Raw genomic sequence first — 19592 nt, 5'->3', positions numbered from 1 at the left:
ACTGTCTAGTGGGCCAGCGACCTCACATACTGTACCTCTTGAATGGACACACCTTCCGCTGGGCCCCAGGTCGGCCGCGGTTCAACCTGACGCCCCACTCCATTGGCGGTCCACCCCTGGGAGAGATAGGAGGTCTCTGCCCGGACGTTACCCACCAACACCCACAGCTGTACCACTTTGTAACCCTTTTGCCAGAGGGATTGACACGCCACCCATCAAGGCCCTGCCCGCTCCACGACGCCAGTGGTCAGGATGCACATAGATGGCATAGATTTCTCCCGTCGAGATGTCTTCGCGATCGGGTCCGAAGGTGACAAACCCCGAGATGCGTCCATCGTCCACTACGAGCAACGTTGCCGGGCCGTGACTTAAACGCGAGCCAAATGTGTAGCGCTTCGCCCGTTCGTTCACGTCAAGTCCATCAAGGACACTGTCGGGCATCAAACCCCGGTAAGCAGCTCTCCATGTGGCGACATGCAGCGGCGCGACCTCGTCGGCATCACCTTCTATGGCCTCTCTCAGCTCTCGCTCCGCCCGCTCCCCGCTTAAAATCCGAAGTCCATCCGAGCTGCGCGAGATGGATGGTGCTTTCGCAATCAGCGAGACCATACGGACACTGAGCGTTGCTCGAGCGGGGCTCGAGCAACGCTCTGGCGCGGGCTATGCACCCGACCCATGCATGCCCCCACAACGCACCAATACCCATGTCGGCACTGTTGTCCCTCCGCCACATGCCACACCGCCAGCCTTCATCAACAACACACACGAACGCAAGTAGTTGGCTTACGTAGGGGTATCCTCTTGCGGTCAATAACTTCCACCGCTAGACTCAGCTACTCAAGCAACACTGGACCCTTAAGGAGGAGATACACGCAGGCTTGGGCTCATCGACGATTTAGACCCTGGCGTGAACGCCAACAGCGGGAACCCCCCAGAACCCTATCAATGGGACCACCGTTAAAGATAATAGACGACTCATCCCCAACCGATCCCGAATCACGGTCACAAACGAGTTCGCTATCACCCTTGATCTCATGGACGCCAAGGTGAAGGCGAAGGACTCTGCACTACCGTACATCGTGATGAGCGGAGTCATCATCTCCCCTCCGAACTAGCTCCAGCACAACTACTATCAATTGCTCAAGGAATGAGGAGTCCTGCTATGTATCTCTCCGAGACAGAGACGCTCAGTTATGAGCAACTTCTGACGCTGTATCCAGTAACTGAGGCAACGGTCCTTCGTGCGAATATGGTAACCTCGCTCGATGGAAAGATTGCTATTGATGGTCGGTCAAAGGGCCTCTCTACCAGTCTCGATCGCAAGATTTTCCATCTGCTGCGTGCAACGGCGCAGGTCATCTTGGTGGGATCAGGCACTGCACAAACAGAGAACTACCAACCACCGACACTCACGCCTGAATTAGCTCAGGTGCGCCAACAAGCAGGGTTGCGTCAGCCCCTACGCATCATCGTTGCCACCAGACATCAGCCACCAGCAGCGATCACTGCTACCAGTGACGGCAACTCCTTAGCTATCTTTCACCGCCGCCTACCTGAACAACTCAACCGGGTCGAACTAGGACGGATCCTTCAAATCGACGAGAATCAACCAGGCGGCATACTCTGTGAAGGAGGTCCGACACTGCTCGGTAGTCTCCTCGCTCAAGGTCTGGTCGATCAACTCTGCGTGACAATACGGCATCTGCTCGTCGGAGAACTCTCTCCTCAGCTCGTCCCCACGCAGCTGCCGACACCCTCCGACTTTGACTTGGCGGCCAGCATCACCACTCAACAGGCCACCTTTCTACGACTTAGTCTTCTGGACTAGAATACAAAGCATGCAGCTCGGTCGCATTGTGCGAGATTATCAGCGCGCCTACGATGAGGCGCTCGCCTTCCTGGAGGAGCATGCCGACGAAGTTCAGACCAACCAACAGGTACTCGCATGGATCGATGGGCCAACCCTCATGGAACTTTCCACCCACCTGTCCGAGGTTCTGGGACTGGTCACCATCGAACAACTTGACTACCTCGGCGCTCCCTACGTACTGAACCCGAATCGCCGAAGTGCAACGCTCCAGGTGGCCAGGAGGCTGTCACTACACGCGCTTTGTGAAACTATCTTGCGCTGCTGGGGTGCAACCGGCCCGATCTCCACGGAGTCACCGAACACGCCGGAACGACTGATCAGCGTGGCAGAACAGGGGGGGACCTACCCGATACCGAGCGCCATGGCCACCGCATTGATATCCGCGAACCCCCAGTTGCGTGCTGATCCTAGTCCCATCATCGCTGCGATAGCCGAATCGGGCTACGAACGCCTATGGGCCATCGGCTTTTCTCAACTCCAGTAACCTGATGTCATGGAAACACGCACCCTGATCGGATCGACCAACGCCGGGCACAGGGATGGAAGTGCCGTCTCAGGTCGCAGGAAGTGCGGCGCAACCCTCCACTGCTGGCAACGGTGCGACCGTCATCGGCTGGGATAGGCGTACTTCATAGAGTGATGGGGTCGTCGCAGTCAGACCGATGGGCTCAAGCGATGGGCGCAAAATATTCGTTGCTGTCGAACCCTGGGCAACTCCCCCTGCAAGGCTTCCACCGATGATCGAGGCCAGACTCGCCCGACTAAAGACCACCTCGGGAACGTGGGTGCTGGGATTTGCGGCGCAACTGACCCACCACCGCGAGGAGTGAAAGAATGTCGGTGCTAACTCGTAAAAGGAAGAGATTGGACTCGTGGTCTGAACCGCGCCGAGCCCATAGAGCGCAGTACGACCGGTCACTTTGATGGCGACCGCCCGGGTCCCGATAGTACTTGCCACCGAGGTGAGGTCGACGACCAACGGAGCGTCAGCGGGAACCGTGACCCGCTCCACGGTACGCATTTGACCCATATCCGCTACCTGCGCGGTTCCATCGAAGCCGGCCATCGAGATCGTCACGGGATCCGCCGTTGCCGAGGTGTTCACGAGGTCGAGCGACAGCGTCTTGGTCCCAACCAAGGGAACGTACGGGAGGTACAGTCGTGCCGAGGGAGCAGCATCACCGAGCGACTCCTGGGTATTCGGGAGCGCGATGCTCGAGGCAACAACGACGCTTCCCGACCGAGCTGAGATCCCCGCAGCGATAGTAGAGGTATTCGGCGCAAAGCGCTCCGCGTTAATCGCCAGAACTGCACCGGGACGGACGATAAGGCCCTCGACAGAGGGAACGGAAACTTCACCCTGGGCGGAGTAGTAGTTCAAATCGATCACTGCTTGCACTTTGAATGGGTTGTACACAGAGATCGTCGAGTGGCTACCCGTAGTCGTCGAGAGACCCGCAACGGTCCAGCTGCTGCTCGGAGATGAGCTGCACGGGGAGAGCTGTGGAGTCGCAGTTGGGGTCGTCTGCGTCTCCATGAAGGCCACTACTCCACCAGAAGAGACGATGACTCGTCCGTGACCAGGAGGTACCAGCAATCGAAGTGACGAGTGTGCCAAGAGAAGACCGTGATTGAGGTGTTTACCCACTTCTGAGCTGATGAGCAGCCGTCGATCAAATCGAGTTGGATTCTCCAAGATGATCCCATCAGAACGAATCGCACCAAGCGCCGCGGGGACCACACAGTACCAGCTCACCGATGTCGCATCTGGTACTGCAGTCGGGATCGCCAAACTACCGATACCAAAAGGTACATTCGCCACCGCAAACCGAGCCCGTTGCGCCGAATACGCATTGGTTAAGAGCACCACGCCAATGAGTACCACCACGAGCGCAAGCAATATCGCTTTCTTCCGCTGCATCGCCATCATACCCTGACTGGCTCCGTTGGCTCTTGAGCGAGCCGTGATGCAGTCCTTCTTGCAGCGCCAAAGGACCTGCTCCGCAGCCATGAGCGTCGACCAAAGAGACCAAGCAACAAACTCAGTATCGTCAAGAGCTGGATGGAAATGCCAACGATCAGCCAAGGATTCGTCGAAGATGCAGGGCGCAACGGAGACACCAACCGCGCCGTCAAGCGATAGACAGAGATCCCGCCCTGAGAAAAGAGCTGGACCATATCGAGTTGCCGACCAAAGGCAGTTGTGAAGGCATCAGCTGCTAAGGTCCGCGGTGCGCCAACGACAACCACCTCTCCAACCCCGTCAGCAGCGAGATCATCACCAAGACGCACCGTTTGCCCGGCGAGGGCCAGGCTTACGAGATGATCAAGAGTGGCTTGCCCATGGGTTATTGCGGGAGCCCCAGCGGTCAATACCGTCGGAGCCACACCTTCGGTCAGGCCTACGTAGACACCGTTGGTCAACTTTTCCCCCGTCACGATGCGCGGACCTGTACCTAGCTCAACCCAGAGTACGGAACCCGGATCACGGACTAAACCCTCCACCAGAGGGAGCGTGTCACGCGCGTTGCTAGCCGGACCTGGCTGACCCGCGAGTGCGCCGAGGCTTGAACCTAACACGGTCACCAGTAGCACCACGGCAACGACTCCAGCCACCACATGATGTAGTCCAAGGCCGAAGGAGCGAAGCCTTTGAAGCATGAGACGTACGGCTCCCGGCACCGCAACCGAGACGATCAGTGTCGCCAAAATCGTCGGGTAGACCGGGGCAATAGGTGAACCACCGAGTATGCCCCGTCCGGCCAAAACGGAAAAAACAAGATAGCCAACGGCACCAATGGTTGCCACCATGAGTGCCCCACCTTGTCCTTCGCTAAACCCAACCACAGTCACCACAAGGGTGAGGACCATAGCGCCAAGCAACCAGGTGGAGAGACCTTGCACAACAGATGCACCAAAAAGGGCGCTGATCATCGAGCTTGCGGGGTTGACAAAACCGGTGAACACATAGTCAGCCCCTGGGTGAACCGCGATAAGGGCCCCAATCCAGGGAAGATTCGCCAGGACGCCAAAGGCAACAGCGTAGGCAACAACGACCGCCAACCTCCGTGCCCTCTCGACGCCAGCGGTCGCCACATAGGCCACAAGCTGCACGAGAGCGGCTAGAAGCCAGACAAAGGCGAGTTGCGGACAAAGAGCGAGGGCGAGGGCAAAGAGTGCTGCCACCCGCAAATTCGACCTGCGCATCACCCTGCGGGACCTACGCTGAGCAGCAATAGCGTCGATGGTGGCCCCCAACAACAGCGGTGCAAGAGCATATGCAAAGATGATGTAGATCGAACCACGAACCAAAGCGATCGCCACAATAGGCGACAGAGAATAAAGGACACCCGAGGCTCGAGCAAATCCATCGGGAAGGCGTCGTCTGGCCACCCGATACGCCCCGATGGGTCCCACGATCAGAGATGCGACCACAAGCAACCAAACACCGAGCGCCGTATGCCCGATCAACACGAGGCCCAGCAGACCGATCAGCAGGTCCGAGGCGGGCAACACAGCCACTCCGAGCAGGTGGCTCGCTCCATGGCCAGAGAAGTACGCCCCAAGAAGCTGGAGCGGAGAAGAATAGAGCGTGAAAGAACCCACTAATGGTGTCGGTGCAAAAAGGGTAGCGCGTGCCAAGACAAGACTTAGGACGATCGCTATCCACAGCGCCCATCTACCTAGTGCGCTATGCCCCTCGCTTGGTGTCTCCACACTTGGAGTACTCGACTCCGGCAACGACTCCGCAGTCGAGTTGGTCCTCGCCTGCGAGAAGAAGCTTCTTAACGTCAACCATGATCCCGAAAACTTCAATAATCGCACATCAAGACCGTCCGCCGCCATGCGTTCACGCTGATGACGCAGTCCCTCCCGTTCGCGGAGAACACCAAAGGACCGAAGACAACCCCAAGCTACTCGCGGGCGAGCGGTGAGTGTGAGAAAAAAAGCTTCCAGGAGTCGTTCCAGATAGAACACCACAAGCGCGAACGCACGTGTCCGTCCCTGTTCTAGCTTGGCGATACAGCGAGCTTGGTGGCGCCGCTTGAGTTCGATGCGCTCAGCATGCGGCAATGCCACCCGTTCCTCGAGCACGACCCCACGCTGAACGGCCCGTAGGCGCGGCGATCGGCGTCCTGCAGTGGAGACTGATCGATGGCGCACCCGAGCATGTGGGGCTGTCGATATTCGTGCTCCTGCCATGCGCACGCGACAGGAGAGGTCTACTTCCTGATAGACACTCCCAAAATTTTCGTCAAATCCCTCAATCGCCATGAAAAGATCAGCACGGATGAGCATGGCGCATCCGGCGGCAACTGCGACCTCATTGATCTCGTCATACTGACCCTGATCGAGGTCTCCGACCTCAACCCGGGGTGCGGTCCCCATCAGAAAATCGAGATCACTACCGAGTTCAAGAATCTGGCGGGGCGAATCATAAGCGACAATTTTGGGGGTGACTAAGCCAGAGTTCGTGGCGTACGCAACCTCCATCATCGCAGCGAGCGAATTTGGTGCTAATGCAACATCGTCGTGACACAGGAGTAGGAACTGTGCCTCTGGTGCCAACTCGACACTCGCGTTCGCCGCCGCAGCAAAGCCCGGGTTGCCGGACACTTCGCATAGGCGTGCCATCGGTAACAAGCGATGAGTCAACTCATCAACTCGGCTCGATTCATCGACGTTGGCCACAACGACATCGAGGTCGGGGTAACTCAGCGAGGAGATACTCGCCAGGCATTCTTCGAAGTAATCACCTGGATCGTGAGCGACGACGATCACTGCCACTTTAGGGGGTGCCTGCATCAGAAGCTACACGCTAGTCGCCAGGTCTAGGGTAGCGACCACCGCCGACGTCCTCAACCACCCCTGCGACCGTCTGGGTAAGGGAAAACTTGCGGGAGAAGCCGGTCACCTCCATCATTCGTCGCGGATCTCCCACGACAACTTCGACATCATTGGGTCGCAAGAGTGAGGGATCAACCTCTAGATCGACCTGGTAATCAAGGACGGCAGCGAGTTCGCCGACGATCGTACGAACACTCACCGACTCGCCCGAGCAGACGTTGTAAGCCTGACCCGGCACGCCGTGGACAGCAAGGAGGCGATAGGCTCGCACCACATCTCGGACATCCATGAAGTCGCGACAGGCATCACCGTTGCCTACGCGCAAGCTCGTCTTCCCTTTCTCCTTTGCCTCTATCATGCGAATTGCAAGCGCTGGGACGAGATAGTCAGGCAACTGCCCTGGACCGGTATGGTTGAAGGGACGAGCCACCACCGCTGGCAGACCGCGACCGTACCAGCCCTGCAAGGTCGCAAATTCAGCCGCCGCCTTCGATGCTGCATACGGGGAGACGGGGTGGAGCGACTGAGCTTCCTTGATGGGGAGATCATCGTGCGCAACCCTTCCGTACACCTCTGAAGAAGAGATGTGCAGGAGGCGCGGTAGGTGTGGGAGCTGAGCGAGCACGGCTACCAGATTTGCTGTTCCCACGACATTGTTGTAGAAATACAGCTGAGGGTCTGACCACGATGCTCCCACGTGCGAGAGTGCAGCCAAATGGTAACAGACATCGACCTGCACACCAGTGAGCGCCGTCTGGAGCGCTTCTCTGTCACACAGGTTCAAGCCCTCACCAAGCTCGATCACCTCATCTCCTTCATCGGCAAGGTGCTGACATAGCCACCCCCCTACAAAGCCATGACTACCAGTGACGAGTGCTCGCATTGTGCTTTCAAGCCTCGAGCAGGCGGCAATAGAGCGAGGTTGTCTCCCGCGCAGCGCGCTCCCATGTAAAGCTTCGTGCCCAATTCACCTGCCGTTCTATCTCATCTGGTGTACGCGAAGTCAGCGCCGCCATTTCAATACCGTGCGCAATCGCATCGACGTCGTCAGGGTCAGCCAGCCACGCATACTCTCCCGCCACCTCGGCCATCGCCGACTTGTTACTGGTAACAACATTGAGCCCGGAGGCCAACGCCTCTAAAACTGGGAGCCCAAAACCTTCAGCATTGGAGACATAGATCATCGCCCGTGCTCGCCGCAGTGCTCGCCGCAGGTCTTTTTCCTCAAGGTAGCCCTCGATGCTCACGCACGACCGATTCCGCATCGCGTCGAGGGCCGCATCGAAATCGCTGGTCTTCCAACCTCGCTTCCCAATGATGCGGAGCCGCCAATTTGGGTATTGATCGGAAACCTTGTCAAAGGCCTGGAGCACGCGAGCAAGATTTTTCCGTGGTTCAATGGTCCCAAGTGAGCAGAGCTCTACTGCGTCATCCTCATCACCACCGTGCTCTGGCACGAGCAGCGGATCAACCCCGTGATAGATCACGTGGATAGGAGGGGTTGTTGGGAAATGATTACGTAGACGATCAGCAGTCGCTTGCGAGGGAACGATCAACGCATCAGAGCGCTTCACCGCTAGCCGGATGGCTCGCTGGAAGTAACGCACTTTTGCCGGCTCGTGCCACTCAGGGTTGTCAAAGAAGGTGAGATCATGAATCGTTGAGATCACTCGCAACTTGTGACGGGCGGCTGGAACTTGGTAGTGCAGGCCATGAAAGACACGGGCACCACCTTTGATCGCGATAGAACCGAGACTCCGCTCCTGGTAGAGCAATCGAAGAGGCCGACTATTGGGAGCAGCAATGAGGTTTTCGTAGTTTCCCCTTGGAGGGAGCGCAAAGAGACGCAGCGACGCACGAGTCGTCAAGAGCGAGATGGGAGGACGATCCTCAAGTTGATAAAGAGCAGCGACGAGTTCCTTCGCATAACGTCCCACTCCCGTGGGGTCATTAGGGATAGACGTCGCATCGATAGCCACTGGGTTCACGCCGTTAGCTCCTCCCATAATCGAAGATGTTGCTGGGCGGCCACCACCCAGGATAGCCCCTCAACCGCGAGCAGCCCTTGCGTAACAAGTTGGGAACGCAATGGATCATCGCTGGTGATCTGCTCCATGGCCTGTGCGATGGCATCGACATCCTTGGGCTCGACACCAAGGCCTCCAAATCGGGCAGCGGGAATATTCGCTGCAGTGACGACTGGAACCGCCGCGGCTAGCGCCTCGATCACGGGGAGACCAAAACCCTCCTGCAACGGAACGTACACCAAGGCGAGGGCGCGAGCAAGCAGCCCCGCAACGACTCCACTTGAGACGCTACCAACGATAAACGCTCCTCGAGGCGGCACGATCTCTGGACCCCAACCCTTCGGGCCGACGATGACCAGCGGAACCGGATCGAATGCCGTTGCCCGATAGTGTTGATACGCCTTGAGGATACGCGGCAAATTCTTCCGTGGCTCGACCGTGCCGAGCACCATCAGGTAACGTCCCGCAATGCCAAGATCGTCCAACAATTTTGCTGTCGCCACGGTGTCAGCAGGCGGAACATGATCAACCCCGGGAGGTATGATCGCGATACGCTCTGCCGCGACACCAGCCTCCACGAGCAGCTTGCCTGTCTCTGTAGCTAACGTCACCACCCGTGCGTTGCTCGCAACCACCTGAGCAAAGCGCCGTTCATGCCAGGCCCTTGCTCGCGGAGGAAAAGTCTCCTGCTCTGATCGAAACAGCAGATCATAGACCGCCACCGCCTGGGGCATGTCCATCCTCAGCAAGGGTCCACCAAGTGAAAACGCGTGATAGAAGGACCAGTTGCCCCGTGGGACACCCCAACCAAAGTCCCAGAGACGCTGTTGGAGGCGATAATCAAGGGGCGTCTGTACATGGGTACCAAGCCACGAGGATGGACCTATGTGGGCAGAGGTACGCGAGGTAAGGAGCGCAAGGTTCCGATCCATTCCGAGTTGGTCTAAGCCCTGGAGTACCCCCGTAATATAGACCCCAATACCGCCTGAAACCGGTCTGACAAGTTGATCCACCAGTAGCAATCCTGACCTCGTCATCGTAGGACCCTTGCGTACAATGCTGCCATCTGTTCCCCACTTCGATCCCAAGAAAAGCGTGCTGCTCGGCTGTATCCTTGTTCAATCAACGATTCACGAAGCTCGTCGTCCTCGATCACCCTGGTAAGCGCCGATGCCAGTTCATCGGCGGAGCCCGGCGCCACCGTGATCGCCGCATCCCCAACGACCTCCATGATCGCACCAGCAGTCGTTGTGACGACAGGAGTGCCCACACTCATCGCCTCCAATGGTGGCAACCCAAAACCCTCGTACAGGCTTGGGTAGGCAAAGACGTGCGCATTGCGGAGCAACCATGAACGTGCATCCTCCGCAACATAACCCGGCAACAAGATCCGTCCGGCCAAAACTGACGCCCCCAAGCTGGCGAGCAACTCATCCAATCCCCAGCCAGACTGCCCTGTCAGCACGAGGCGAAGATCCGGGTAGCGCGGAGCGAGCTCGGCGAAGGCCTGAACGAGATACCTCAGGCCTTTTCGCGGCTCAAGCGTCGACAAAGCGAGGATGTACGGGTGCCCCGCCAACTCCGTGGCGATGGGTGGAATCGATGGTTGTGCGCAAAGTGGTGTCACGCCATGCCCGATGGCGACAACGCGATCTGGCGCAATACCGAAGTAATCCAGTACCTGGCCACGCACGAACTCGGAGGGCGTATGCACAAACGATCCTGCCTCAACGGCGTGGCGGACCAACGTCGGGAACACGAGCACCTCTGGACGACACAGATGTGGATAGAGAAGTGGAGCTAAATCATGGACAGTCACGATCGTTGCCTTGCCCCGCACGGGAGGAACCACAAAGTTGGTTCCATGGATGACATCAAACCCACGAAAGAGACCCCGAAGGTCTGGCCGATACCACCGCTGCCACGAAGCGAGCAGTGGTCGTGCGGGGAGCGCAAGGTTCAAGTAGGCAACTCCGATCGGCAGGGCCTGTCGAAGTTGGCCGTGGCGACGGAGCGAGACCATAAAACCTGCTGCGTCAACGTGGGGCGCCACCGACCCCGCCATGTGATAAGCGAACTCTCCGATACCACTACGCTGCCCTACGATCGCTGTGAGCTCAATTGCTACTCGGACGACCTACCTCCACGTCTCCACGGACCGGCTCCCGAACAAAGCGGAGCGCTGCCACAAACCCATCCCTAACGAACAACAACGCTAGTAGCGATTGCCTCAGCCGGTTGCCTCCATCGTCGAGCGCGAAGCGAGGTGCTCAGGTATCCCTTGGTCGATCGATAGAATAGGCATCGAGTGACCAAGTAATGCAGGTTGAGGCTTGGGCAGAGCGTTAAGGAGATCGAGAGTTTTGATTGCGGTACTCGCCGGCGGGGTTGGAGCTGCCAAGTTTTTACGAGGCCTCACCAATGCCGGGCTCCAAGAGGAGATTGTCGCGATCGTCAACACTGGTGACGACTGGGTTCACTATGGTCTTCACATCTCCCCGGACCTCGACACCATCGTCTACACATTGGCTAATCTGGTGAATCCGGAGACCGGTTGGGGCCTCCGAGATGAGAGCTTTCACGCAAGAGCCTCGCTGCAACGCCTCGGAGATGACCCGTGGTTTACCCTTGGAGACCGCGACATTGGTCTCCACATGTTTCGAACACAGCGACTCGCGGAGGGTGTCAGTCTCACGCAAGTCACCGCGGAGATCGTCGAGCAGTTGAACGTCGACCTCACCGTTTTGCCCATGACCAACGACGAGGTCGCCACTAAGGTCCTCGTTCAGCTCCCATCGAAAGAGAATCGAGGCGACCAGATTGTCGAACTCGATTTCCAAGAGTATTTTGTCCGCTACCATCACCAGCCGCGGGTGTTGCGGGTGCGATACGACCACATCAACACTGCACAACCGAGTTCGGACGTCACCCACGCTCTTGACACGGCACGCCGGATCATCATTGCCCCCTCGAATCCCATACTCTCTATCGGGCCAATCCTCGCATTGAGGGGCATCAGTGAACAGCTGCAGCGGCGGGCAAGCGAGGGAGCTGTTGTCGCGATCTCCCCAATTATTGCCGGCGAAGCGGTCAAGGGACCACTTGCAGAAATACTCGACTCGCTCATGACCCAGCACGATGCACGGACCGTTGCACAGCTCTACCAGGAGGTCGCAAGTGTCTTCATCGTCGACACGGCCGATGCACACCTCGTCGAATCGATCCGTGCCACCGGTCTGGCCTGCCTGAGCACCCAAACGCTTATGACCGATCTTGACGCTACCGTCAACCTAGCCCAATTCGCGGTTAGGGCACGATGAATCAGCTCGGACTCCAGCTCTTTACCAATCCGCTCGACGAGGAGATCGTGCAGGGAGCTGACCTCGCAGCTCTCATCGTCCGAGACTTTGAACTCGCCGATGGCGATATCATGGTGGTCACCCAAAAGGTGATTTCAAAGGCCGAAGGACGCGTCGTCAGCGTAGATGACGACGACCAGGAGAGCTTCGACGCGCTCGTGCGCTCCGAATCCCGTCGCATCCTTCGTCGTCGAGGGACACTCGCGATCACCGAGACTCACCACGGATTCGTCTGCGCTAATGCGGGTATCGATCGATCAAATACCGACCCTGGTACCGTCACGCTCTTGCCAGTGGATCCTGATCGAAGCGCACTCCGCCTGTTGCATCAGTTGCAATACCGGACAGGACTTCAGCTTGGAGTGGTCATCACCGATACCTTCGGCCGTACATGGCGATCAGGAGTAACCGACATCGCTATCGGTGTCGCAGGCCTCCAACCTATCGCCGACCTACGCGGGACCCGGGACCACAACGGCATGACCCTGCAAGCAACGGAGATCTGCATCGCCGACGAGATTGCCGGAGCGGCTGACCTCATTAAGCGCAAGGACGGTCGTACCCCATTTGTCCTTGTTAGAGGAGTTGACCGTAGCCACCTGGGGCATGGGAGCATCGGTGCCGACGTTGTCCGCGGGTACGCGTTCGATCTCTTCCGTTAGGCAAAGCTGGTCTGAGTCGCAGTGGCCTCATACCACTCGAGTACCCGTTCAAGACCTCGTTCGAGCGTTGTGCTCGCGTGCCATCTCAAATACCAGCCAGCACGCCTGGCATCAAGACTTGAGCGCAAAATCTCACCGGGAATGGCCTGGCTATAGATCGGCTGCCGGTACTCACCCCCCGCGATCCGATACATCTCCTTATGGAGCGTGTTGATCGAGGTTTCGATTCCTGTGGCGATATTGAGCGTAAGACCACCCCCCTGCTCGAGGGATCGATAAAACGCATCGACGACATCCTCAACGTAGACGAAATCACGAGTCTGGCTTCCATCTCCAAGGATACTGGCCTGCTCGCCTGCGATGATGGCCTGAGCGAACTTCGCCACCACCCCTCCCTCAGCCAACATGCCTTGTCTTGGCCCATAGACGTTCGCCAACACGAGAGCGGTGTATTCGAGGTCGAAGCTCGCCCGAAAGAGCCGCAGATAGGCGAGAACCGCATCCTTGGACAGACCATAGAAGGAGTCCGGATTATGAGGCATATCCTCGCGCACGGGCAGATCTTTTGGTGCTATCGCACCATAGATACCGGCACTCGTGGCAAAGATCACCTTTGCGACGCCGGCATGTCGTGCAGCTTCGAGGACACGAAGAGAACCGACAACGTTAGTCGTCAAATCCCCGACAGGGTCCAACATGGATTCACGCACGTTGACCTGCGCAGCAAGATGGATCACCGCCCCAGGTTGGCGCCGCATCATCAGCGACTCAAGATCACCATCGACGATATCTAGCTTATGAAAATGTAAGCCACGATCACCCTTACCTCGCGCCGTGCGAAGATTGGCGAGGGAGCCCGTCGAAAGATTATCGACCACATCGACTGCGTAGCCAGCATCGATCAGCCGCTCCACTAGATGAGAACCGATAAAACCGGCTCCGCCGGTGACCAAGACAGGAGACGACGTCATCTACGATTGTCCCACGCCTACCAAGCTGTCGCCTGGATGGAGATCCGTACTCTCAGCGACAATAGCTAGTTCATCGAGGTGGACATCCTCAGGAACCACCGTGTGCGCACCGACAATCGATCCCCGGATGACTGAACCCGGACCCACGCGGGCGCCCTCAAGGACAACTGAGTCGACAATCGTGGCCCCATCGGCAATCTCGACCCCGTCCTCAATCACCGATCCAACGACTCGTGAAACCGAACTCAGTTGGACCGACGAACCAAAGTAGCAATGCCCGATAGCGTCTTCCGGTTGATTCGGAGCGGGATACCAGGCTCGCGGGGGAACAAGCTCACCCATCCGAGCACCAAAGAGAATATCTCGAATCGCCCGATAATAGTTTTTTGGCGTACCCGCATCAAGCCAGTAACACTCATACGCGCGGGCAAAGAGGCTGCCCTGTTCTACCAGTTGCGGGAATAACTCTCTCTCGATCGACATCTTGCCACCTTGAGGGATAAGCTCAAGGGCACTCGGCTCCAAAATGTAGATCCCCGCATTGATATCATGCGAGGGAGCGGATTCGATCGAGGGCTTCTCCACAAAACGAAGGGCGCGCCCATGCTCATCCTTCACCACCACGCCAAACTGGCTAGGGTTGTCCACTCGCACCAGTCCAATTGTCGCACGGCTTCGCCGATCGAGATGGAAATCTATCAAATCTTTTACGTCCAAGTCGGTCAAGATATCGCCGTTGACCACCAGAAATGTTTCATCAATGCCAGCACTCTCTGCAGCAAACCGGATCGCCCCTGCCGTATCAAGTGGCTCCTCTTCGATGGCATAGGTTAAGCGGACCCCTGCCGCTTCCCCAGTCGGATAGGCCAAGCGGAAGGCGTCTGGTTGATATCCAAGCGACAACACCACCTCGTCGACACCGAAACCTCGAAGGCGATGCAGGACCCGCTCCAACATCGGGAAACCAATCACTCGAAGCATCTGCTTAGGAGTATGAAACGTCAGTGGTCGAAGGCGAGTGCCCTCCCCACCGACGAGAACGACTGCTCGCATCTCCCCTCCTGCTACTTAGTACTGCTCGTGGACTTCGATGTGGTCTTGGACTTCGACGTGCTCGTGGACTTCGATGTGGTCGTGGACTTCGACGTGCTCGTGGACTTCGACGTGCTCGTGGACTTCGATGTGGTCGTGGAATTCGATGTGGTCGTACTCGACCCAACCGATGCAAGATTCGCTGCTGTCGGAGGTTGAGGAGGAGTCGTGCCCTTGGGTAGCACGCCAAGAGTGATCACTTCATCGTTTGCGAGACGCACCTGCGCAAGACTTCGATAAACCACGGGCTTCGTGGCCAGGAGCGAAGACCAGACGTAAATACCAAAAGTAGCAGACTTGCCACTGCAACCCGCGGTGGCGCTCACCGATTTGCCTCCGGGTAGCGTGAATCCATCCTTTGCTACACTCAACCCACGAATCGCCTTGGGAAGTAACGCCAACGTGGCATTGGCCCCCTCTTCGGACTTCGACTTTGGTGCAACCGTCAGGACACCATCTCCTAGTGACGTGATGCCACTTTTCACATCAGTCGTCTTAGCCAGTACCGGCAAATACTTGCCGCAGGCATCAAATCCGATAGCCGTGTGCCATGTCGTCCCAATCACCGGCTGATCGGCCGCGGTTGTCGCTGACGTCGGGTGATCGATCTCGTACTTTGAATAGCCGACCACTGCGACACCAGCGACCACAATAACTGTCAGCGCGGAATAGAACCCCACTGGAATCTGCCGTCGAACTTTTGCTCCACGGCCTGAAGCTTGTGCTCTTGCAACTCTTCGAGCGCTCTCTTTGCTTGCCATAACAGGTTAAGGCTACCGTCTTTGTGGCCCGTCCAGGACCGAAGATGGCGAGACTTGCCCGAGAAACCCGTGAACCACCCACAGCTCGAGTTCATCGCAAACGCTAGGCCAAAGTCAAACATGGCGCTGCACGGGTTGCACGACGCATGGCTAACCCGTTTGCATCCCTCAGTTGCGCACCGTACCCGTGATGATCGTCCGCATCACGCTCAGAACGCAACGTAGTCCAATCCCCATCTCCACCGCGAACAATGCCAGGGTTGAGCGCTGCTCCAAAGAGGCATACGTCGCCATTGACCGATGATGCTCAACGACAGCTCCTAACCGCCGCTGACTACTCGATGCACCGCCCACGTGGGTCACCACTGCGAGAGGTTCGTAGACAATCTGGTAGCCAGCGAGTGCCATTCGGCGACAGAGGTCGACATCTTCCAAGTACAGATGGTATTTCGGATCGAAGCCACCAATCCCGCGGACCACGTCAGTGGGACATAACAGGCAAGCTCCTGAGATCCAGGGCACGGTCACGGCCGTACTTGGATCGAGATCGCTCATACGATACGAGCGTGTAGCAGCACTCTCTGGGACGAGCCAGCCAATCGCACCATGGCGGATCGATTGCCAGAGTGATGGAAAGCGTCGAAATGAAGGATAACGGCCACCATCACGATCCAGAACCTTCGGCCCTACAGCGCCCACAGCGGCACTCGATGCCGCAGTGGCGACAAGCGCATCGACCGCTCCGGCGTGTACGGTCACATCTGGATTCATAACCAACACCATCGATTCCTCGATCATCGCGAGACCTCGATTAACAGCCAATCCATAACCAAGGTTCTGACCAAATGCGACCCTACGAACAACACAGCTAGCAAAGGTGAATGTCCATTCACCAGGTTCCGTTGCGCCGTTATCGATCAGGACAATGGTGCCAACACCTTGGGCTGCAAGCTCCTCGACAAGGCGATCAGTCGAGCCTGAACGATAGAGAACGATGATGGCGGCAACGGTGGTCTTCACTGAAGATCAAGCTCTCGAACGACTCGTTCTATCGCATCATGCCAATCATCGGTTGCACGCCCAAGCGCAGCACTGTAGGTTGCCGTTGCAAGCACTGAGTAAGCAGGACGGGGGGCTGGATATCGGTCAGCAACAGAGGCAGCGGTGATCTCCACCACCTGGTCAAGATCCCGTCCGAGCGAGGTGAGGATCCAGCGCACCACTTCATACCACGATGCGGTACCGCCATTGACGACATGAAAGTTGCCGGTGCACGCACTCAGCATCAATTGAATGCTTGCCTCGCTTAAATCGTCTGCGACAGTCGGGGAACCGACTTGATCACCGACAAATCGGAGGACTGAGCCCTCCTTGGCAAGTCGGACAACGGTAGATGCAATATTGCCGGCCGATGCGCTCATCAGCCAGGCGGTTCGAATATTGAGATCAGTCCCAACACGCAGCTCGCACTCACCTCCGAGCTTGCTACGGCCATAGACACCAAGGGGGTCGACACGATCCCATTCGCGGTAGGGTTCAACCGACTGGCCATTGAAGACATAATCGGTTGAGAAGTTACAAACCCGAGCACCCACGGCGTCGGCAGCCTCTACCTGCCAGCGAAGCGCCAGCGCGTTGACACCAAACGCGAGCTCGGGCTCTCGTTCACATCGATCGACGGCAGTGAAAGCGGCAGCATTCACCACCCAATCAGGTCGAAGTGACCGGATGACCTCATTAACGGTAGCGCGCTGACGTACATCGATGTCAGCAGAGGTAAAGGCGAAGACCTCAACGGGGAGATCGAGTTCGCGAAGCCTTCTCGCGAGTCGCTGACCCAGTTGTCCATTACTTCCGAAAACCACAAAGCGCAGCTGACTCACGATCGAGACTGCCAGGCTGCCGACTCCTGGACCGGGGCACGACCCATCAATGGACGCCACCAGGCCTCATTGCCACGGTACCATTGGATCGTTTCGCTGATCCCTTGGTCGAAGCGGATGGACGGTGTGAAACCAAGCTCATTGCGAATCTTGGAGGAGTCTAACAGATAACGGCGGTCATGCGAGGGGCGATCAGGAACCGTCGTCTTGAGTGTATCGGGTTTGCCTAGTTCAACAAGAATCCGATCAGCGATCTCCTCGATCGAATATTCGTCACCTGTACCAACATGATAGGTCTCCCCTGGTTGCCCCGTGTGAATCACCAAATCGATGGCTCTCGCGTGATCGAGCACGTGGATCCACTCTCGTCGGTTATCCTTCGAAGCATAGAGGGGCAGTGGTTGATCCTGCAAGGCTAGCGCAGTAAAGAGGGGGATCAATTTTTCCGGGAATTGGTAGGGTCCATAGTTATTGGCGCAGTTGGTGATGCTGATCGGCAAGCCATACGTCAGCGCATAGGCCCGAACCGCGTGATCTGCCGCGGCCTTGGATGCGTTATACGGGGTGCGCGGACGATAGGGCGACTCCTCCGTAAATGCATCCTGGGCATCAAGATCAAGATCCCCATACACCTCGCAGGTCGAAACATGATGAAACCGTGTCAGCCCCCCGTAGGCCCGAGCAGCCTCAAGGAGACCAACCGTCCCGGTGACATTCGTGCGAAAGAAGCGCTCGGGATCGATGATGGCCAGCGAGTTATGAGATTCGGCGGCAAAGTTCACCACCACATCGACGGTGTAGCGATCAAGCACCTCCACCACGTGGTCGGTGTTACCGATATCGCCATGAACAAAGCTGATGCGATCGCCCAGATCTGTTAGTGACTCGCGACAGCCCGCATAGGTGAGCGCATCGAGTACGACAATATCATCGTCTGGATAGGCCGTTGACCAGTACCGCGTGAAATTCGAGCCGATAAATCCTGCGCCTCCGGTGACCAGTAGTTTCACTGCCCTCGCCTTTCATGGTAGGGAAACGTTGCGAGCACAGACTATAGCAACTCCACCCGAGCGTGATCGCCTACGATGAGCTTGGTAGCGCTGGGCCGTTCACTGCGGTGACAAATCTTGGCAAACTTCCCGATCACCGAACCTTCGATTGCGCCGACAGTGTCAACCGTAGAGTCGCTGAGAATAATGGAGTTCATCACTTCGGATGAGAGTATCGCACATCGATCCCCAATGGACGAGAAGGGACCAACGTAACTGGACTGCAGAACAACATCGCGCCCAATGATGGCGGGGCCACGAACGATCGAGTCGACGACCTTCGCTCCTGCCTCGACGACCACCGGGCCCTCGATCTTAGAGTCGATCACCTCACCCGCGATTGACGGTCGAATCGCCATCAGCGCAATCCTGTTGCCGTCGAGCAGCGCCTCAGGATCCCCCAAGTCCTTCCAGTACCCCTCCACCATCGATGAGTTCACCCCGAGATCATGATCGATCAGCCAGCTGATGGCGTCAGTGATCTCAAGTTCCCCCCTCGCGGAGGGCGCGATCTGAGCAACTGCCTCATGAATACGAGCATCGAAGAGGTAGACCCCAACCAGGGCAAGATCGGAGGGGGGATGATCAGGTTTCTCCACGAGACGCAGCACCGAACCGTCCTTGGCGACCTCGGCTACGCCAAACTTTCGAGGATCTGGAACGCGCGCCAGCAAGATCCTCGCCGCTGTTGCGGCGTCTCGAATGGTGAACCCGTGCACAATGTCGGTGATGCCACCGACAAGAAAATTGTCGCCAAGGTACATGACAAAATCCTCATCGCCGAGGAAATCCTTGGCTATGAGAACAGCGTGAGCAAGCCCGCGCGGCGCATCCTGTGGAAGATAGGTCGCCTTCAAACCAAAAGCCGAGCCGTCTCCAACGGCGGCCTTGACCTCGCTGGCCGTGTGTCCCACGACAATCCCTACATCGGTAATGCCGCACGCAGCGATCGCTTCGAGGCCGTAGAAGAGGATGGGTTTGTTCGCGATCGGTACCAGCTGCTTGGAGGCGGTATGTGTCAGCGGGCGGAGTCGAGTCCCGGATCCTCCGGCAAGGATGAGCGCCTTCAT

At 57.6% G+C, this 19592-nt stretch carries 18 protein-coding genes; 4 read left to right on the top strand and 14 right to left on the bottom strand.

Annotation, left to right across the window (positions count from 1 at the left end; translation table 11 throughout):
• Positions 1-147 precede the first annotated feature (147 nt).
• A complete protein-coding gene (locus M7Q83_RS01390) occupies positions 148-609 on the bottom strand; it encodes a GNAT family N-acetyltransferase (protein WP_298334595.1) in 462 nt (153 codons plus the stop codon).
• Positions 610-1162: 553 nt separating this feature from the next.
• Between M7Q83_RS01390 and M7Q83_RS01385 the strand changes: the two genes are divergently transcribed.
• Together M7Q83_RS01385 and M7Q83_RS01380 are read left to right on the top strand one after the other, a co-directional pair.
• Positions 1163-1828 (top strand): dihydrofolate reductase family protein, encoded by a 666-nt coding sequence (locus M7Q83_RS01385; RefSeq protein ID WP_298334593.1) that lies wholly within the window; start codon positions 1163-1165, stop codon positions 1826-1828.
• Between the two features lie 10 nt (positions 1829-1838).
• Positions 1839-2354 (top strand): hypothetical protein, encoded by a 516-nt coding sequence (locus M7Q83_RS01380; protein ID WP_298334590.1) that lies wholly within the window; start codon positions 1839-1841, stop codon positions 2352-2354.
• Positions 2355-2423: 69 nt separating this feature from the next.
• Here the strand turns inward: M7Q83_RS01380 and M7Q83_RS01375 are convergent, their stop codons facing one another.
• The 6 genes from M7Q83_RS01375 to M7Q83_RS01350 are packed head-to-tail and all read right to left on the bottom strand — an operon-like array spanning position 2424 to position 10798.
• Positions 2424-3791: a DUF5719 family protein gene (locus M7Q83_RS01375; protein WP_298334588.1), complete on the bottom strand. Its 1368-nt coding sequence runs from the start codon at positions 3789-3791 to the stop codon at positions 2424-2426.
• A 5-nt stretch (positions 3792-3796) separates the two neighbouring features.
• A complete protein-coding gene (locus M7Q83_RS01370) occupies positions 3797-6676 on the bottom strand; it encodes a glycosyltransferase family 2 protein (protein ID WP_298334586.1) in 2880 nt (959 codons plus the stop codon).
• 13 nt (positions 6677-6689) lie between these two features.
• Complete coding sequence (locus M7Q83_RS01365) at positions 6690-7601, bottom strand: GDP-mannose 4,6-dehydratase (RefSeq protein ID WP_298334584.1); 912 nt, start codon at positions 7599-7601, stop codon at positions 6690-6692.
• Between the two features lie 7 nt (positions 7602-7608).
• Positions 7609-8706 (bottom strand): glycosyltransferase family 1 protein, encoded by a 1098-nt coding sequence (locus M7Q83_RS01360; protein ID WP_298334581.1) that lies wholly within the window; start codon positions 8704-8706, stop codon positions 7609-7611.
• Complete coding sequence (locus M7Q83_RS01355; RefSeq protein ID WP_298334579.1) at positions 8703-9782, bottom strand: glycosyltransferase; 1080 nt, start codon at positions 9780-9782, stop codon at positions 8703-8705. The genes M7Q83_RS01360 and M7Q83_RS01355 overlap by 4 nt, the downstream gene beginning before the upstream one ends.
• Positions 9779-10798: a glycosyltransferase family 1 protein gene (locus M7Q83_RS01350; protein ID WP_298334577.1), complete on the bottom strand. Its 1020-nt coding sequence runs from the start codon at positions 10796-10798 to the stop codon at positions 9779-9781. The genes M7Q83_RS01355 and M7Q83_RS01350 overlap by 4 nt, the downstream gene beginning before the upstream one ends.
• Before the next feature lie 310 nt (positions 10799-11108).
• Here M7Q83_RS01350 and cofD point away from each other — a divergent pair, with 310 nt between their 5' ends.
• Both cofD and cofE read left to right on the top strand, forming a co-directional pair.
• Positions 11109-12065 carry a 2-phospho-L-lactate transferase gene (cofD, locus tag M7Q83_RS01345; RefSeq protein WP_298334575.1) on the top strand — a complete coding sequence of 319 codons (957 nt, stop codon included), beginning with the start codon at positions 11109-11111 and terminating at the stop codon, positions 12063-12065.
• Positions 12062-12766, top strand: a complete 705-nt coding sequence (cofE, locus tag M7Q83_RS01340; RefSeq protein ID WP_298334573.1) for a coenzyme F420-0:L-glutamate ligase — start codon at positions 12062-12064, stop codon at positions 12764-12766. The genes cofD and cofE overlap by 4 nt, the downstream gene beginning before the upstream one ends.
• Here the strand turns inward: cofE and M7Q83_RS01335 are convergent.
• The 7 genes from M7Q83_RS01335 to M7Q83_RS01305 form a co-directional block, all read right to left on the bottom strand.
• On the bottom strand, positions 12763-13737 hold the full coding sequence (locus M7Q83_RS01335) for an NAD-dependent epimerase/dehydratase family protein (protein WP_298334571.1): 975 nt from the start codon (positions 13735-13737) through the stop codon (positions 12763-12765). The two genes, cofE and M7Q83_RS01335, sit on opposite strands and share 4 nt — an antisense overlap.
• A complete protein-coding gene (locus M7Q83_RS01330) occupies positions 13738-14790 on the bottom strand; it encodes an NDP-sugar synthase (protein ID WP_298334569.1) in 1053 nt (350 codons plus the stop codon).
• Positions 14791-14801: 11 nt separating this feature from the next.
• On the bottom strand, positions 14802-15590 hold the full coding sequence (locus tag M7Q83_RS01325) for a hypothetical protein (RefSeq protein WP_298334568.1): 789 nt from the start codon (positions 15588-15590) through the stop codon (positions 14802-14804).
• Positions 15591-15758: 168 nt separating this feature from the next.
• Positions 15759-16610, bottom strand: a complete 852-nt coding sequence (locus M7Q83_RS01320; RefSeq protein ID WP_298334566.1) for a glycosyltransferase family 2 protein — start codon at positions 16608-16610, stop codon at positions 15759-15761.
• A complete protein-coding gene (rfbD, locus tag M7Q83_RS01315) occupies positions 16607-17473 on the bottom strand; it encodes a dTDP-4-dehydrorhamnose reductase (RefSeq protein ID WP_298334564.1) in 867 nt (288 codons plus the stop codon). Before rfbD ends, M7Q83_RS01320 begins: the two co-directional genes overlap by 4 nt.
• Positions 17470-18483 carry a dTDP-glucose 4,6-dehydratase gene (gene rfbB, locus M7Q83_RS01310; RefSeq protein WP_298334562.1) on the bottom strand — a complete coding sequence of 338 codons (1014 nt, stop codon included), beginning with the start codon at positions 18481-18483 and terminating at the stop codon, positions 17470-17472. The genes rfbD and rfbB overlap by 4 nt, the downstream gene beginning before the upstream one ends.
• 41 nt (positions 18484-18524) lie before the next feature.
• Positions 18525-19592: a glucose-1-phosphate thymidylyltransferase gene (locus M7Q83_RS01305; RefSeq protein WP_298334560.1), complete on the bottom strand. Its 1068-nt coding sequence runs from the start codon at positions 19590-19592 to the stop codon at positions 18525-18527.

It is taken from the genome of Ferrimicrobium sp. (assembly GCF_027364955.1).
Lineage (GTDB): Bacteria > Actinomycetota > Acidimicrobiia > Acidimicrobiales > Acidimicrobiaceae > Ferrimicrobium.
Note: the sequence above shows the minus strand (reverse complement) of the source record. Positions and strands in the feature narration are given on the sequence as shown.

What these genes read in the sequence shown, in the direction of transcription:
- M7Q83_RS01355 (WP_298334579.1), bottom strand. Translation starts at nt 9,782, where the DNA reads ATGACGAGGTCAGGATTGCTACTGGTGGATCAACTTGTCAGACCGGTT.
- M7Q83_RS01390 (WP_298334595.1), bottom strand. Translation starts at nt 609, where the DNA reads ATGGTCTCGCTGATTGCGAAAGCACCATCCATCTCGCGCAGCTCGGAT.
- M7Q83_RS01365 (WP_298334584.1), bottom strand. Translation starts at nt 7,601, where the DNA reads ATGCGAGCACTCGTCACTGGTAGTCATGGCTTTGTAGGGGGGTGGCTA.
- M7Q83_RS01380 (WP_298334590.1), top strand. Translation starts at nt 1,839, where the DNA reads ATGCAGCTCGGTCGCATTGTGCGAGATTATCAGCGCGCCTACGATGAG.
- M7Q83_RS01375 (WP_298334588.1), bottom strand. Translation starts at nt 3,791, where the DNA reads ATGCAGCGGAAGAAAGCGATATTGCTTGCGCTCGTGGTGGTACTCATT.
- M7Q83_RS01385 (WP_298334593.1), top strand. Translation starts at nt 1,163, where the DNA reads ATGTATCTCTCCGAGACAGAGACGCTCAGTTATGAGCAACTTCTGACG.
- cofE (WP_298334573.1), top strand. Translation starts at nt 12,062, where the DNA reads ATGAATCAGCTCGGACTCCAGCTCTTTACCAATCCGCTCGACGAGGAG.
- M7Q83_RS01325 (WP_298334568.1), bottom strand. Translation starts at nt 15,590, where the DNA reads ATGGCAAGCAAAGAGAGCGCTCGAAGAGTTGCAAGAGCACAAGCTTCA.
- M7Q83_RS01335 (WP_298334571.1), bottom strand. Translation starts at nt 13,737, where the DNA reads ATGACGTCGTCTCCTGTCTTGGTCACCGGCGGAGCCGGTTTTATCGGT.
- M7Q83_RS01305 (WP_298334560.1), bottom strand. Translation starts at nt 19,592, where the DNA reads ATGAAGGCGCTCATCCTTGCCGGAGGATCCGGGACTCGACTCCGCCCG.
- M7Q83_RS01330 (WP_298334569.1), bottom strand. Translation starts at nt 14,790, where the DNA reads ATGCGAGCAGTCGTTCTCGTCGGTGGGGAGGGCACTCGCCTTCGACCA.
- M7Q83_RS01370 (WP_298334586.1), bottom strand. Translation starts at nt 6,676, where the DNA reads ATGCAGGCACCCCCTAAAGTGGCAGTGATCGTCGTCGCTCACGATCCA.